The organism is Sulfobacillus thermosulfidooxidans, assembly GCF_001280565.1.
Classification (GTDB): domain Bacteria; phylum Bacillota; class Sulfobacillia; order Sulfobacillales; family Sulfobacillaceae; genus Sulfobacillus; species Sulfobacillus thermosulfidooxidans_A.
In genome coordinates, this window is sequence record NZ_LGRO01000001.1 from 2,250,914 (window position 1) to 2,266,550 (window position 15,637).

The following is a 15,637-nucleotide window of genomic DNA, read 5'->3' on the forward strand; positions in this document are numbered from 1 at the left end:
CGCCGCCAAGGCCTCAATGAGGGTATCTACAGGATGTGGATACCCCATTGCTATCCTCGTGAGAAGTAGGTGAAAATGACAATGGCACAAGCGGAGATAACTGCACCACGTTCTGAACATCCTAAGCCCAAAGTGTCGAGACAAAGATTGCGAGAAAAACCCGTGGCTTATGCGTTTTTAGCACCCGCTTTAATAACCATGGCATTGATTAGTTTAGCGCCTATTGGATACACCATTTATATTTCCTTTACGAATTTTGATGCCTTTCATTTTATGGAGTATCAATTTGTTGGTCTCCAAAATTTCATTGCGCTGTTTAATCCCAATGATCCGTTATCGGGAGTATTCATCCCGACATTGATTTGGACGTTTGCCTTTGCCATTATTACGACCTCGGTTAATTATTTTGTGGGATTAGTGCTTGCTGTGTTATTGAATAACAAGAATATGCGGGAAGCCCCCATATACCGGGCAATCCTGATTATTCCCTGGGCTGTTCCATCTTTAATCAGCTTATTGGCATGGCAAGGATTACTCAATCATTCGTATGGTCAGATTAACGGATTTTTGCATCTTCTAGGAATTCCAGGGGTAGATTGGCTGGGAAATCCGTTTTGGGCCCGAATTTCTATATTAATGGTCAATTTGTGGGCAGGGTTTCCTTATATGATGACAGTGTGTCTCGGTGCTTTGCAAGCTATTGGACCGGAGTTATACGAAGCCGCGGCGATTGATGGGGCCAATCGAACTCAGCAATTTCGTTACATTACGATTCCTGCCATATGGAAAATGACTTTGCCATTAGTCATTCCATCGTTTGCCTTTAACTTTAATAATTTTAACGCGGTTTATTTGTTGACAGGTGGCGGACCGCCGCGACCCACCAATCAATTCGCTGGCTACACGGATATTTTGGCGTCAGCCGCGTATAAGATGACACTAACCTTCAACAAGTATGATTGGGCGGCAGCCATCTCCGTTGTGTTATTCATTATCGTGGGGATCTTAAGCTGGTTGCAAATGCACTATACTCACGCTTTTGAGGAGAGTGATATTTCATGACTCATCTTAATCCGGCATGGCTTCATAAGAAGCCAGCGGCATCTTCGAAACATCATTCTGCCTTGTCTTCTCATGAGCGTATCTTCCTATGGTTTTCTCGATTTGTGATTTGGTTGGTGATGATCTTAAGCATTATTCCGCTATGGTTTGTGGCGGAGGCATCTTTTAATCCATCCAATGCTTATTTTAGTGTAAGCCTGTTTCCTATTCATCCGTCATTGTATAATTACCAATATCTCTTTCAGCATACACAATTTTTTATCTGGGTTAAAAATAGCTTGATAGTCAGTATTACCGTTGCGACGGGACAGGTTATCATTACCGCTTTAGCTGCATATGCTTTTTCCCGGTTACGGTTTTGGGGTCGAAAGTATGGATTGATGACGCTAATTATTCTCCAAATGTTTCCAAACTTCCTGGCTATTGCGGCGATTTACTCAGCTTTGGCGAAATTAAATCTGATCAATGATTTATGGGCTTATATCCTTGTCTTATTAGGTGGGAGTGCCTACAATATTTGGTTATTAAAACGGTATTTTGATTCGATTCCTAGAGAGCTAGACGAAGCCGCTTTAGTTGATGGTGCCACACCATGGCAACGATTTACTCGAATTATTCTTCCTTTATCGTTGCCCATGTTGGTCGTCATTTTCATCTTTACGCTGATGGGAGCCTTCAGTGAGTATATTTTAGCGGGAACGATTCTTCAAACACCCAATCATTATACGTTGGGTCTAGGCATGTATAGCTTAATCAGTGCGCAATTTGCGAAAAACTGGGGAGAATTTGCTGCTGCCGCCTTATTGTCTGCAGTACCCCTTACGATTATTTTCGGGTTACTTCAACGGTTTATCGCTTCGGGTCTGATGGCTGGTTCCGTTAAAGGATAATTTTGGTTCGAGCCAAAGCGTTTGTTGAAGCAGTTGGAGTAGAAGGAAGGTTATATAGCCTCTTTTATGTATACAATTAAGGATGTTGCGGAAAGAGCCGGAGTATCGGTTGCCACGGTGTCCCGGTATATCAATGGGTTTCCTCATATCTCCGAGAATGCCCGGCGACGAATTCAACAGGCCATAACGGAATTAAACTATCGTCCCAATATTGCAGCCAGTGGTTTGGTGACGAAGACAACAAAGGCTATTGGACTGATGGTCTTAACGGGTATCAGTGAATTTTTCTCGAACCCATTTTTCACGGATGTTCTCAATGGCATTAGTCATAAAGCATTGTCGGCACATTATGATGTTCTCTTATCCACGTCCGGGTCGGATGAAATCGAAGTATTAACGAATTGGATTCGAGGAGGACGAGTCGACGGTATTATTTTGTTGCGGAGTCGGTTAGATGATCCCGCGATTGACCTTGTCGTCGGGGAAGGTTTCCCTGCTGTCTTATTAGGCCGACCTGCACATAATCAACCAATTGATTATGTTGATAATGATAATGTTGACGCGGCGTACCAAGCCACCACTCATTTAATTCAATTGGGGCATCGACGGGTCGCGTTTATGGGCGGCGGTAAGCATCTTGTGGTAACGCAAGATCGGATTAAGGGATATCAAAAAGCTTTGCGGGAATATGATATGCCGATTCATGAACCGTATATTCGCACGGGTCACTATAAAAAGAACAGCGGTTATGCCGTCGGACAAGAACTTCTTGGGTTGTCCAAGCCGCCTACAGCGATCGTGGCATCCGATGATATTATGGCGATTGGAGCTATGCAAGCAGCTCATGATGCCCATTTACGCGTGCCCAAAGATTTATCTATTGTTGGCTTTAACGATCTCGCTATCAGCAGTCTAACTATTCCCCCTTTGACATCTATGCGTATTCACATCCACGAATTGGGATTTAAGGCCGCGGATTTGCTGCTGAAGAGAATCGCTCAGCCGTCTTTACCGCAGCAACTTGCGGTCATACGTACCAGTTTGGTGGTTCGACAGTCCACAGCCCCAGTCATTGCGTGATGGTTGGGAACGGAAAAGACAGAGTGTTTCTGTCACGGACTTTAACAAAAGGATGATGATCGTGAATAATCTCTTATGGGCAAGACATGAGCCGTGGATCCCGGATGCCTATCCTCTTAATGCACACACATTACGGGTAACCCTTTATACGCAACAGGATTTAGCCAAAGCAGTACGTGTTTACTATGGCGATCGGTACGGCAAACGGAGTTATCGTATGGCCTTGGCTAAAGTCGGTCAAAATGCCAGCGAGGACATTTTTCAGGCGTCCCTTCCGCTTCACACAGGACGTTTTCAATATCTTTTTGAGATTATCACTGACGAATTACAATCCTGGACATTCGGTGCGGATGGGCTAGGTCAGGACGTGGATCATGACGAACCCTTTCAATATGCTTATATTCAGCCCAATGAATGGTCATCAGATGATGTCTCTTGGGTTAACCAGGCAATTTGCTATCAGATTTTTCCGGACCGGTTTTCCCGTCATCTGGGGGCGACGCGCCCCAGTCATGTGACGCTGAGCCCTTGGTCTTCAGAGCCGACCCCGACGAGTTTCTTTGGGGGAACACTGAAGGGAATTGAAGAGAAAATAGAGTATTTAGCTGATTTGGGCGTCAATGTTATTTATCTTACGCCCATTTTTTTATCTCCGAGTAATCACCGCTATGATATCGTGGATTATTTTCGTATTGATCCTTTATTAGGAACCATGGCGGACTTACAGGCACTCGTTCAAAAACTCCATCAACGTCATATGAAACTTATACTCGATGCCGTGTTTAATCATACTAGCCGCGAATTTTTTGCGTTTCAAGATATTGTTCGCAACGGCCCTAATTCTCGTTTTTGGGACTGGTATTTTGTTCATGGATTCCCGGTTGAGGGAAATCCTCCCAATTATGAAACGTTTGGGACTCAGATTGCAACGATGCCGAAACTCAATGTGTCACACCCTGAAGTCCAACAGTACCTGTTGAACGTGGGACGGTATTGGATAGAGCAGGCCGATATTGATGGCTGGCGCCTGGATGTCGCCAATGAAGTCGATCATGATTTTTGGCGAAGGTTTCGGCAAGAGATGAAATCACTCAAACCGGGCGCCTTAATCATCGGAGAAGTGTGGCATGATGCGACGCCTTGGTTGGGGGGAGATCAGTTCGATGGCACTATGAACTATCCATGGCGGCATATATTGTTAGACTACTTTGTCGAACAAAGACGGTCGGTTTCGGAACTGGCCCATCACCTAGACCGCTGGCAGTGGAAATATACAGACAAAGCTACACGAGCGTCATGGAATCTTTTAGGGACACACGATACTCCGAGAATCTTAACGCTGTTAAAGGAGGATTTGTCGCGTCTCAAATTGCTCTTTCTGATTCAGATGACCTGGATAGGAATTCCCATGATCTATTACGGTGATGAATGGGGGATGACAGGCGAGGGCGATCCCTTGTGCCGGGGAGGAATGAACTGGGAGGCTCCAAACCCTGCTTTCTTTGACTTTATTCAGCGTTTAATTTATCTCCGGCAGCATTATAGGGCATTAAGCGCAGGGGATTTACACATTCATCATGAATGGACATCCCACGACATTTTAGAGTATGAACGACGAGCGGGTGTTCAAACAGTGCGTGTCACAATCAATTTAGGCCAACAAGCATGGACGTTGCCTTCAAACCGGCATACCTTGTTATCCACTGGGGATAAGACGCTCACTCAGTTACCCCCAGGACAGGCAGAAATCTGGATTCTTCCTTAGTCCTTTTATCACCAGATTTTTGCATAGCAGTATGGACCGACACCCCTTGGTTTATTTGCTATCGACAGCACCCAAGGATTCAGGGTTGTCTTCAGGCACCACCTTGTGCCAATCGACTAATCCATGGATGGTTTTTTCCCAATGTGATGGTCGAGTGATAAGTTGTATAACGGCTTTCCATGAAGCTAAGGACATCATGCTCCAATAAACTGGGGCAAATAACGTATACGGGATGAGGTGCCAATTACCCCGCTTAGCCGCACCGATCGCATTTAGGTAGGTAAATATGAAATTGCCGACCAACAAATTCAACATGCCTAAATAATAAATGCCAGGCGGGAAAAGAGCGGGAATAAACTGCCAGTGAGTCATAAACCACAGGGAAGTGATAAACCAATAAAAGGGATTTAAAATGAACATTAATGGCGTTCCTAAAATAGACATTTGAAACCCGATAAATCCGCGCCATCCTAGCTCGCGTCGCAGTTTGCGAGGGTGGCGCATATGGACGAGCCATGTTTGTAAATAACCTTTAATCCACCGGGAACGTTGTCGAATCCAATTGACAAATTCGGAATTAGCCTCTTCATAGGTGAGAGAATCAATGACTGCCGTGCGGTATCCTGCTTTATGTAAGCGGATTCCTAAATCGGCATCTTCAGTGACGTTAAAAGGATCCCATGCTCCCACTTGGTGTAACAGCGTTGTACGAAAATGATTGGAGGTTCCTCCCAGGGGAATGGGCAACTTACTTCGGTAGAGGGCTGGCAGAAATAGATCAAACCACGACCCATATTCCGCCGTAAACCAGCGAGTTAAAATATTTTGCTCAGCATTAAAATAGGAAAGTTTGGCCTGCACGCATGCTAATTGTTGAGGATAGTGCTGAAACGCTACCAAGGCCTTTTTTAGTTGCCGGGGTTCAGGAACATCTTCGGCGTCATATATTGTAATGAATTCTCCCCGCGCCTTTTGCAGACCAAAATTGCACGCTTTGGGCTTGGTGCGTGGTTCACTGACCGGCACGACGACGAGATCCACATAATGAGGTAAATCGATCTCGCGGGCAGCCCTAATCGTAGCGATATCATCTTCCTCTAGTAGTAATTTGACATCCAGACGGTCTTTGGGATAATCCAGGCGGTCTAAAGCTTGCATTAAGGTCGGAAGCACGGAAACTTCATCCCGGACCGGAATTAATATGGTATAGGCTGGCAAGGTTTTCTCATCAAGCTGAGCAATTTCCTCGTCCGTAATATGAATTTCATTGTCATCGCGTGCGCCTTGAAGAATAATCCACACGCGGTATCCCACCAAGAACGCATACAGGGTAATAAAAAGGCTGCTGATGACGGTTAAGGTCGTGGTGAGTTGCCAGATCAAAAATCCTATGATAACCACCGCTATTCCAAGAAACCAGCCCATTTGCGGTTTGGTCACGGTCTTGATGGCAGAGTTATCGGGATCTTTTTCAACCAAATAGGATTTGCTCACACGCAAATTTTTCTCCTGATAATGCATAGACAATACGTATTCAATGTCCCGTCGTCCTGTGAGCAGAGTCCGAACGCGTTTTTGGGCCAGTTGACTGAAATGGGCGCGTCCAGCTCCATCAAAGGGATTGGTGACGGCCACGACGATGTCATCATCGCTTAAGCGCACAGGAACCATCTCATATTGTCGCCAATTATTTTCCTCCATAAGATCCCAAATGGCATTTAACCGAGGATCATGCGGCGCTTCCCTGTGGTTCAGTAAAGAGATGGTAGCTATTCCCGTTTGATAATGAAGAATCTCGCAGACATCCCATGCGGTAAGATAATTGGCAGCGACACAGATTTGCCCCAATTTCGCCCCGGATTGGTTTTGCACCGTTAATGCATGATTGAGCTGTTCAGGTAAAAGGCGACGTTGTTCAAGCGCAATTTCCCCGAATTTTTTGTGCCGTTGCGAATGTCTAAAGATGTGCTGTTGCGCCAACATAATATCTAAAGGGTGAGTTCGGTAAAAGCGCACGGGGCCGATTTTATCCAAAATGGGGGAATATTCTGCCTGTAATGGCCGAGAAATGGCTACACATAAGACCCCTTGGTCCCATGCAAAGGGAAAAAGGCCTGTCTTTTTAGCGAGATGAGGTTCAAGCATGTAAAAAGCGGCGGGGTCAATACGATTGGCTAAAGGATTATCTCTTCCCCAATTGTCAATGAGATTGATATCCTCGAAGTCATTTAACTGCGAAATATTCAATGGGTTCACTATCAATACTCCTTGTTCGATATGCCAAAGTGGTTAGGTATCTGACTTTTGGGATGCTAAGGAATTCACTCTATATGGTAAAGTCATTCTACGAATTGTTCATTGCCATGACAGTGCCCCCCATAGTATCAAATAAAGTCTCTTAACATGTTCAGTACACAGGTCCGAACTTAAAATCCAAGAAGAGCACAGGCGAGCATAGCTGCTGTCTTAAAATCCTAAACTATCACCTCCAATATAAAAACGACTCCACAGGCTATAGCTGTAGAGTCGCATTACGACTTCTGTTGAGATGATTTGGGACCTGTCTTCGGACTTAAGACGTTACTATGACATGTAGGGCCTGCGATGTTAGTCCCGATGATGTGACAATCCTCAGCATGGCGGTTTGTCCGGGACTTAAGGATCGTTCCCAATGACCGTCAACTAAAAAGGCACTGGTGGGAACAAGAAATGAAATCTGCGTATTGGACCATGACCGGATGGCAACGGGGTAGGAATCCGTCGGTGCACCATAATTTACCCCGTCTTGAGTAATGAAAACATATCCTTGGCCTTGGATGGCTCCAAAATCTTGACCGGTTACCGTAACCCACTGACCAGGCGTAAAGACTGGTGTGCCTAAAAGTGATATGGGTATTTCAGGTGCTGGGACGATCGTTAACGTCAGGGTGCCAAGACTTTGTCCTTGGTTATTGACCACGACGATTTGGGCTGTTCCAGGAGAAAGCGGGGGACCAGATGTTCCGTTGGGCACCGCAAATACGATTTTTTGATTCGACCACTGCGAAATTGAGACATGATACGCATCACCCGGACCACCATAATTGATACCGTTTTGGCTAATCATGATGTAACCTGTTCCTTGACTGTTTCCGAAATTTTGACCCGTAACCGTTACGTCTTGGCCAGGATACGGTGTTGGCGGCGTTAGTGTGAAAGAGGGCATGGGAGGTTGGGATGCCAATGATGAAGTAATTGTAACCGACATAATGGATGAGGACAGGCCTTGGGCATTAACAATTTTTACCGTAGCCGGTCCGGGAATCAATGCGGGTCCAGATGACCCATCTGGCACCGTGAAGGTCACTTGGTGGTTGGACCACTGGCTAATGGTTACGTGATACGCATCACCGGGACCCCCGTAATTCACCCCATTTTGGCTAATCATGACATATCCGGTTCCTTGAGTTTGGCCAAAAGAGTTGCCGAAGATGGTCATGGATGACCCGGGTGAAGCTTGACTGGGGCTGATGTTTACGACAGGTAAAGTGGGTATGCTGCTCACTGATAAGGTTTCTTCGGGCGAAAGCACCTGGTTAGTTGTCTCTACTTGAATTTGGGCGAAGCCTGGAATTAATGCCGGACCACTTGAGCCGTTCGGCATCATGAACTGGATCGTGTTTGGAGTCCACTGAAGGATGTGCACATGATAGGCATCACCGGGAGCTCCATAACTCGTACCGTTTTGCAGGAGAATAATTCGTGATCCTGGGCCCTCATTAGCAAAGTTTTCTCCTGTTAAGGTTACAACTTCGCCCGCATAGACAGGCTGGCTTGGGATAGAGAACGTAGGTAATCCCCCTTGATAGTGAACCAGGGAAGTTGATGTGAAAGCCATGGCTTGAATGGTGATCTCATGAATGGCATTTTGATTAGGCATCTCGGTTAAACTCGCGGGATCTAGAGTAAGGGATTGATTGTTAATCGCAATGGTTTGGACACTCGCGGTTTCGTTGATGAGAAACCAGTCATTGAGGTTATGATGAGAGACTTCGCTTATGATTACAGAAGGGCTTATCCAAGTGTTCAAAGACGCTCCCGAGCCAATGGCTTGCATGAAATGAGAGAGAAGGATCCCTGAGGGATATAACTGGTTGAGGGGTAATTCCGGAGCGATACCGTCTCCAACGAGGGCAAACAAGCCATAGGACTGCGAACTATTGGACGCTAAAGGCCAGTTCGCATTAGCCACGGCGTTGGTGATGTGAGCCTGCCCATCAAAACTCCAAATAAATAGACGGTTCGCTCCCTCGGCCCGCCATAAAATAGCACTTTCCACCATGGCAGCACCGTAGATGCTATGAAGCGATTGGGGACCGGGTTCGCCATAGGGGTTGAATTCAGTCACCCAAATTTGAATGTGGTGTGCGATGGCTGGAGGTACATTGGCGGTAATTTCATTGCGAATCAGTTGCATCGCTGAAGTGATTTCTTGAGGCAGTGCAGCCAGCAATTGGGCATTGGATAAAAGTTTTTGATTAGGATAATCATGTACGCTAACAAAATTGATATACGGGGCATCTTCCCGCAATACGGTTTGATCCCACATGATGCTATGAGGTCCATCGCCCAGGGCGAAAGAGACTCCTACCCTCATGGCGGGATCCACTCGATGAATTGCTTGGGCTATTAATGCGGCTTGTTTTGCATAATACTGGGCAGAGAATGAGGGATTCATATTGGCGTAATGGTCCCAATTGCCATATTCTTCGCTGCCGATGACTATAGCAGAAATGGGCAAATGCTGCTGCATAATATATTGAGTAAGGACTGTCGCATCGTGCGGAGTGCCGCCCCCGGTAAACGTCGGATTTTCATCATAATTAAAGATAAATAGCCCTTGATTATTGGTTTGCTCAAGAATGTGCCCCCAATCCTTAAGGGAAACGGGGGCGGTTCCGCCATCACGGAAGGTATTTGTGGTCCAACTCCATTCATTCGCATTGGGAAATTGTTGCATACCCATATCTAACGTGTTTAATGTCGGTACCGTAGAAGGCGCGTTTAACTGATTGTCATAAGAGAAGACATTGATGCCGAAATCGGTACGGCTGACGGATGTCGTGAGCGGGGTTGACGTGAAGGGAGCTAAGCGGGTTTGTTCACCATTTGCGGACATAAGAACGGGATTCATCCATAACGAAATACTGATGATGATACCCACAGTCACAGCCCACGACAAGAGTGTGCGATTAATTGTCATTAATCTCATCCTTCGACTGTCGGAGACGTTGAAAAAGAGCAGGAATCCCGAATCGGGATCCTGCTCTTTTTCAACAAGACAATCCCATTTCGGCAACTGGCTGGCAACCGTTTTCACGGGAAGCCCCTGTAGTTTTGCGTCACTATCTTTCGGTAGTTTTGCCTTTATCGATGTGTTCTATGTTCAACGATGCTCCGGTTGATTAAAGGACAACAGTCCTTTTTACTGCAATCTTTACACTCAGTATATGCGTGCGACCATGGAAAATCTATTTATTAGAAGAATTTTTGGAATCATACACAGCATGATTAGGACCCGATGCTATGCTGCAAGCCGCTATCTTGTCCTCCATTATTAGAAACAAGAGACTCTAGTCACTAAAATGGTTCGGTTCCGTCCATTCGCTCTAAATTCCATCCAATCCTGAAACAAACTTAGGCATTATGGACGGGAGGGTTGGCGGAAGAAGAATCGGAGGGCATGGAAGATTGTTTTTGGGACCCTTGGGAGGATAAGAATCCATAGGCTATACCCATTCCCAGGAAGATTAATAAAGGAGCTAAATAGAGAATCCAAAACTGTCCTAACATCATCACTAATGCCAGGGCTGCGACAGCCACGCCTTTCATGATATTAACCCATCGTTTCATCCTCTTTATCCTCCCATGCAGGCTGATGTGTTATTTTTTAAGGAGCTTGTGGGGTGACTTCATAAAGGCGCCAGTTTCCTCCTCCGGGAAACGCTTTGAGAAGCGTAACCCATGGTACGTGTCCTGCCCACATTTGAGGCCAAACCCGGTTGACCGCATCTAATGCGGCGACACCAGATGGTTCTGGAACTAAAATCGCGGTAACCCGACCTTTGGGATTATGCAAAATGGAGGCAAAATCATAATCGGATGTGATAATAAAGCGGTTAAAATTTTTCGACCTAATAATGATGGGCCAGGCATTGAAGGCATCGGCTAATACGGTCATGTGCGGGTGGCGATTAAGATAGTGAATGACCGTGTCGGTCAAGGTAAAGGGGTTACTAACATGTTGCATGGAACGATTTTGCAGGGCATAATCCATGATGGCGCCATCGGGATGGCCGATGACAGGATTTTGAGACGCAAGATAGGTTCCCACATTTGCCGACAGCAGAATTATTGTGATAAGGGTCCACCAAAGATTCGTTAGCCCTTTACGTTGAACGAAACGCTGGGCGATTTTTGACGCAACAAAGGAGACCATTAACGCACTATCAGCAATGAAACTGATAAAATAACGGTCCCATGATCCTAAATGGCCGAGATAAGCGAAAGCGATTTCCAGTAAGATGGCGCCTAAGGCTCCACAGAGCAAGATGATAGCTTTAGAATCCGCATGTTTTCCCCTGAGAAAAAAGATTATAATTGTTGCGGCCGCGATGCCCAGAGGCCAACTTAATAACAGGAAATGGGCGACATATTCGATTGTTCCCGCCACATTATGATAAGCATGTTCTAAGGCTGGCGTTAGATAGGCACCGGTTCGGGTTTGTGCCAAATTACCATAGTTAGAATTTAAGAAGTATAAAGGATTTTTCATAATAGCCCAGTTAAAGTAAATCCATAATCCCCCGGAAAACACCACGGGAGCTCCTAGGATAATGGCTGATCCCGCCCACATTGCGGTTTTGATGGTTTTCCATTGTGCCATCATCAGACTGAGAATCATTAGAGTACCAAAAGGCACCGCTTCATATCGCATGCCAAGAGCTAATGCCAACCAAATTCCTGCACTGACGAGGCGGGAAAGGGCATGCGTGCTTAAAAAATCTAATACACCGCTGTAAGTGCCTAAAAGGCAACTTAAGAGCATGATATCGGACATGCCATTCGCTCCATACAGGACGATAAGGGGATTTAGTGCAAAGATCAGAGTGATGACATAATTCCACGGCTTGGGTACAGCAAAATTAACGAGAATGCGGTGAAGATGGACGGCCCCCCACGCGGCAAAGAGTGCACTCACACAAATTCCTGCAAGACCTTTGGTTACAATGGCTGGGAAAAGTGGGTAGAGAGTAATAAGCGGCAGCTCAAACAAACTGGGGAGAGGATTCCAAATAAAGCCGATAGCGCCTAGATGTGGGTTACGACCAAATAAGACGTAATACGCATTGGCGACACGGGATACCGCGTCGCCTGCGTAGTAATGAAGGTGGACAGTGAGATAGACTCCTAAGGACATATAGATGAGCCACAACCCGAGAGCCATAAGCTTTAGGGAGCCCAATAAATGCGATTTAGAATGCGCCCGAGCAACATTATCCTCTCGAGAAGTCGTTGTTGGAACAAGGCGTGCGGTACTCACGATTTTCTCCTCTTTATCCTCATAGGTGAGGACCCGTGATGAATGCTGTCATTTATGGTAATGGGAGTGGCAATCTTTGACCGTGTCGCGTGGGGTCTTAAGAAGGGTCTCATATTCTTTGAGATTCAAAAAAGCGCTAATCTTAATCGATTTTCAAAGCCGATAACCGACAACGCTGAGACGCTATATGCGATAATCCTTGAAACTGCCAATCCAAATAATTTGGTGATATGGTCCTATTAGACGAAATCGATGATGTGCCCTTTGAGTGTGAACATAATTGGTTTCTTAATCGGCGTCTTTAGGAAGGAATAGGGACCATTGACAAGAATATTGCATCATTATGCCCAACTGCTCCGATTTATGGCGGTGGGCTCCATAAACACCTTAATTGATATCAGCGTGTTTGGATTATTGATTCATTATTGGAACCCGGGACGCAACGGACTTCAAGCGGCCCTCGAGGCGATGATAGCTTGGGCTGTAGCGAGTATGATAGGCTACTCCCTCCATTCTCATATCACTTATCGCGAAAAACTGTCGTGGACTGGATTTTATGCCGTCACTATGCTTGGGGTCATCTTGCAGATGACCTGTGTGGCCGTGGGCACGGCCACTATGAGTCATATAGGCGCCATATGGGGGAAGGCCGTGGGTATCGGCCTGTCTTCGGTCGTTACCTACAGCGGCTATTATTGGTTCGCGAATCATCACAAATCCAAGGTATGGCGCAGGGGAAGGCTGCGTGAATCGGCAGTGTTTCAAGGACTTGAGAAATGATAGCTGATACACTTTCAAATTAAGAAGATCCGCTGCGAGGAAGGGGAAATTCGACCACAAACATTGTTTGTTGGTAAGGTTCGCTATGCACGTGAATGTGGGCTTGATGCATGTGCACAATCCATGCGGCCATGGATAATCCTAAACCAAACCCGTGACTCTTTTGGGGAGAAGCCCGAAAAAACCGTTCAAAAATCCGGGTTTGCAGTGCGGGAGGAATGCCCGCGCCGTTGTCACTCACTTTAATACGAATGCTTCGTCCGGTGGCTTGCGATTCTACTACAATTTGGTTGCCCCCCTGCTGGCCATATTTAATGGCATTATCGATGAGAATAATCAACAATTCTTTGAACAACGTCGGATCGGCATAGATCATCAACGGTTTCGTTAGATGTGATGTGAGCGTCATCTGGGCCTGTTGAAGAGAGTCCCGGAAGGAATTTATCACATCTTCGATCACTGATGCCGAATTAAACCATTGATAATCGAGGGCGAGGATTCCCGAATCTTGTTGTGCTAAACGCTGAAGATGGGTTAATAACCGGGTTAGATAATGCACTTCCAAAAGACTGCTATCAATGAAGCTTTTTACTTCGCCCTGGGCATCTTCTTGGGCCAACTCCAGGCTCGTTTGAATGATGGATAAGGGTGTTCGCAATTCATGGGAGGCATTGTGAACAAAATCACGCTGGCGTTGCAAGGCGTGTTTAATCGGCATAATGTTCCTTTTAGATAATCCATAAGCCAATACAACCGCTAAAACGCCCATAATCCCTGCGACGATGAGAGACGTTTTTCCCAGCACCCGCGAGGCAATCTGCATTTCTCCTAGGGAATACACTGATTGGATCCATCCCACAAACCGACCATGGTGCCATAAGGGATCCGTTCCAATCAAAATCTGCAGCGAACCTCGTTTGATAATCACGAAGGATGCGTGGTGCGTAGGTTTTAAATGAGCATAAAAGGGCAAAATGTTTTTGAGGGGAAAAGGAATACCAGGGCCATAGGCGACGGACTGGACGATGTGCCCTGAGGCAGCGATATCCCACGTGGTGATGAAATTGTCCGAAGTTCGCCGGAATGAGAAATCGTCGCGAAGAATTTCCTGGGTTTCGTCATCCTGTTGTTTTTGCCAGATCTGGCTCATGTTTTGTTTTGCATGGACCAGTAAATCATGACGAAATAACGTATCGGTTACGGCGAACGTTAATCCATCGAGCAGCAGAAAACTGATAAGAAAGATTCCAATAAGATTGCGTTGTAACCGGGCTAATAGCGGCTGTTCTGGAAGAACATGAGGATTTTTAATGGTCATGACAGCATGAACCCCTGTCCCCTCAATGTTTGCAGTTTTGGCCCGCCTCGGCAGCTATGGAGTTGCTTGCGTAAACGGGCTATCACGGCATCAACCACGTTCGCTTTAAAATCGACTTCAGAAGGCCATGCTCGTTCCAAGAGGTCCTCGCGGGTTACGACTTGACGGTGGTGCCGTAGAAGAATTTCGAGGACCGCCCATTCTTTGGGTGCTAAAGAAATCGGACGTGTCCCACAGAATAATGATTTGGTGGCCAAGTCGATCTGCAAATTGCCAATTTGAAAGCTGTCCGGTCGTATCGCCAATTCTCCACGGCGGGTCAGGGAATGAAGACGTGCCATCACTTCTTCTAAGGCAAAGGGTTTGGTCACGTAATCGTCTCCCCCGCTATACAAGCCTTCGACCTTGTCATTGACGGTATCACGGGCTGTCAGAAACAAAACGGGCGTGTCAATGTGTTCTTGGCGCCAAAGACGGCATAGGGAAAAGCCATCGGTATCAGGCAGGGAAACATCTAAAATTACCGCGTCATATGGGTTGTCGTGAATTTTTTGGCTACTGTCGTGGCCACTTTGGCTCCAATCGACGATGTGGGCATGACGCATAAGAGCCAGACGTAAAAGCTTGCCGAGCTTTTCGTCGTCTTCCACCAATAAGATTTTCATAAAACTAACCTCCTCGGATATGAGGTGATCACGAAGCGATCATAATCACCAAGTAATCTAAACGTACCGACGATAAATTACCCTTGACCAAGGAGGTTAATCCAGATGTCTATCACCCATCAATCATTAAAATTATGGGGATTAGCTGTAGTTATTGTATCAGCTTTGAGTTTCTTGGCAACATCGCATACCATGGTGGCGGGTAACAAAATACCAGCCAAATCTGTGCCGGTGACCGCACCGGAAACTGTAATTCCCGAACGCCATGAGGTTTTGGGTCCAAAACCTCAAATTTCATTATCGGAGCAGCTTCTCTTTGCGCGGGAACAGGCGTTGGCGCGTGCGGGTGGCGGGATGATTACACAGGTAAGTGGAAATGCGCGGCAATGGATTTTCACAGTCCAGCAAGGATCAAAAACCACGACCGTTCGTGTGAATAAATAGATGGGACTTCCGGTGTTGTTTTCCGCAAGACCGATATCCATAGCGTCGTCT

General features: G+C 46.2%; 12 protein-coding genes and 1 riboswitch. Of the genes, 6 read left to right on the forward strand and 6 right to left on the reverse strand.

Annotated elements, in window-relative coordinates:
* The first annotated feature begins 81 nt into the window (after nucleotides 1–81).
* From AOA63_RS11190 to AOA63_RS11205, 4 genes are all read left to right on the forward strand, one after another.
* Nucleotides 82–1,062, forward strand: coding sequence for a carbohydrate ABC transporter permease (locus AOA63_RS11190; protein ID WP_082343911.1), 981 nt, complete (start codon nucleotides 82–84; stop codon nucleotides 1,060–1,062).
* Nucleotides 1,059–1,952 (forward strand): sugar ABC transporter permease, encoded by an 894-nt coding sequence (locus tag AOA63_RS11195; protein ID WP_053959767.1) that lies wholly within the window; start codon nucleotides 1,059–1,061, stop codon nucleotides 1,950–1,952. The genes AOA63_RS11190 and AOA63_RS11195 overlap by 4 nt, the downstream gene beginning before the upstream one ends.
* Before the next feature lie 66 nt (nucleotides 1,953–2,018).
* A complete protein-coding gene (locus AOA63_RS11200; protein WP_053959768.1) occupies nucleotides 2,019–3,032 on the forward strand; it encodes a LacI family DNA-binding transcriptional regulator in 1,014 nt (337 codons plus the stop codon).
* A 61-nt stretch (nucleotides 3,033–3,093) separates the two neighbouring features.
* Nucleotides 3,094–4,797 carry a glycoside hydrolase family 13 protein gene (locus tag AOA63_RS11205; RefSeq protein WP_053959769.1) on the forward strand — a complete coding sequence of 568 codons (1,704 nt, stop codon included), beginning with the start codon at nucleotides 3,094–3,096 and terminating at the stop codon, nucleotides 4,795–4,797.
* A gap of 51 nt (nucleotides 4,798–4,848) precedes the next feature.
* On the opposite strand, the gene AOA63_RS11210 is transcribed toward AOA63_RS11205, so the two are convergent.
* From AOA63_RS11210 to AOA63_RS11225, 4 genes are all read right to left on the reverse strand, one after another.
* A complete protein-coding gene (locus AOA63_RS11210; protein WP_053959770.1) occupies nucleotides 4,849–7,053 on the reverse strand; it encodes a glycosyltransferase in 2,205 nt (734 codons plus the stop codon).
* A 316-nt stretch (nucleotides 7,054–7,369) separates the two neighbouring features.
* Entirely contained in the window at nucleotides 7,370–10,039 is a 2,670-nt protein-coding gene (locus AOA63_RS11215) for an IPT/TIG domain-containing protein (RefSeq protein WP_053959771.1), read from the reverse strand.
* Nucleotides 10,040–10,127: 88 nt separating this feature from the next.
* Nucleotides 10,128–10,212: riboswitch (cyclic di-GMP riboswitch) on the reverse strand.
* Between the two features lie 261 nt (nucleotides 10,213–10,473).
* On the reverse strand, nucleotides 10,474–10,689 hold the full coding sequence (locus tag AOA63_RS11220) for a hypothetical protein (protein ID WP_053959772.1): 216 nt from the start codon (nucleotides 10,687–10,689) through the stop codon (nucleotides 10,474–10,476).
* A gap of 37 nt (nucleotides 10,690–10,726) precedes the next feature.
* The gene (locus AOA63_RS11225; RefSeq protein WP_053959773.1) at nucleotides 10,727–12,379 is read right to left on the reverse strand and encodes a hypothetical protein; all 1,653 of its coding nucleotides are present in this window, start codon (nucleotides 12,377–12,379) and stop codon (nucleotides 10,727–10,729) included.
* A 321-nt stretch (nucleotides 12,380–12,700) separates the two neighbouring features.
* Between AOA63_RS11225 and AOA63_RS11235 the strand changes: the two genes are divergently transcribed.
* Nucleotides 12,701–13,159 carry a GtrA family protein gene (locus tag AOA63_RS11235; protein ID WP_139061572.1) on the forward strand — a complete coding sequence of 153 codons (459 nt, stop codon included), beginning with the start codon at nucleotides 12,701–12,703 and terminating at the stop codon, nucleotides 13,157–13,159.
* A gap of 19 nt (nucleotides 13,160–13,178) precedes the next feature.
* Here the strand turns inward: AOA63_RS11235 and AOA63_RS11240 are convergent, their stop codons facing one another.
* Together AOA63_RS11240 and AOA63_RS11245 are read right to left on the reverse strand one after the other, a co-directional pair.
* On the reverse strand, nucleotides 13,179–14,477 hold the full coding sequence (locus AOA63_RS11240; RefSeq protein WP_053959776.1) for a sensor histidine kinase: 1,299 nt from the start codon (nucleotides 14,475–14,477) through the stop codon (nucleotides 13,179–13,181).
* On the reverse strand, nucleotides 14,474–15,142 hold the full coding sequence (locus AOA63_RS11245; RefSeq protein ID WP_053959777.1) for a response regulator transcription factor: 669 nt from the start codon (nucleotides 15,140–15,142) through the stop codon (nucleotides 14,474–14,476). The genes AOA63_RS11240 and AOA63_RS11245 overlap by 4 nt, the downstream gene beginning before the upstream one ends.
* 105 nt (nucleotides 15,143–15,247) lie before the next feature.
* On the opposite strand from AOA63_RS11245, the gene AOA63_RS11250 reads away from it, so the two are divergent.
* Complete coding sequence (locus tag AOA63_RS11250) at nucleotides 15,248–15,586, forward strand: hypothetical protein (protein ID WP_053959778.1); 339 nt, start codon at nucleotides 15,248–15,250, stop codon at nucleotides 15,584–15,586.
* Nucleotides 15,587–15,637 lie beyond the last annotated feature (51 nt).

What these genes read in the sequence shown, in the direction of transcription:
- AOA63_RS11220 (WP_053959772.1), bottom strand. Translation starts at nt 10,689, where the DNA reads ATGAAACGATGGGTTAATATCATGAAAGGCGTGGCTGTCGCAGCCCTG.
- AOA63_RS11200 (WP_053959768.1), top strand. Translation starts at nt 2,019, where the DNA reads ATGTATACAATTAAGGATGTTGCGGAAAGAGCCGGAGTATCGGTTGCC.
- AOA63_RS11190 (WP_082343911.1), top strand. Translation starts at nt 82, where the DNA reads ATGGCACAAGCGGAGATAACTGCACCACGTTCTGAACATCCTAAGCCC.
- AOA63_RS11245 (WP_053959777.1), bottom strand. Translation starts at nt 15,142, where the DNA reads ATGAAAATCTTATTGGTGGAAGACGACGAAAAGCTCGGCAAGCTTTTA.
- AOA63_RS11195 (WP_053959767.1), top strand. Translation starts at nt 1,059, where the DNA reads ATGACTCATCTTAATCCGGCATGGCTTCATAAGAAGCCAGCGGCATCT.
- AOA63_RS11250 (WP_053959778.1), top strand. Translation starts at nt 15,248, where the DNA reads ATGTCTATCACCCATCAATCATTAAAATTATGGGGATTAGCTGTAGTT.
- AOA63_RS11215 (WP_053959771.1), bottom strand. Translation starts at nt 10,039, where the DNA reads ATGACAATTAATCGCACACTCTTGTCGTGGGCTGTGACTGTGGGTATC.
- AOA63_RS11240 (WP_053959776.1), bottom strand. Translation starts at nt 14,477, where the DNA reads ATGACCATTAAAAATCCTCATGTTCTTCCAGAACAGCCGCTATTAGCC.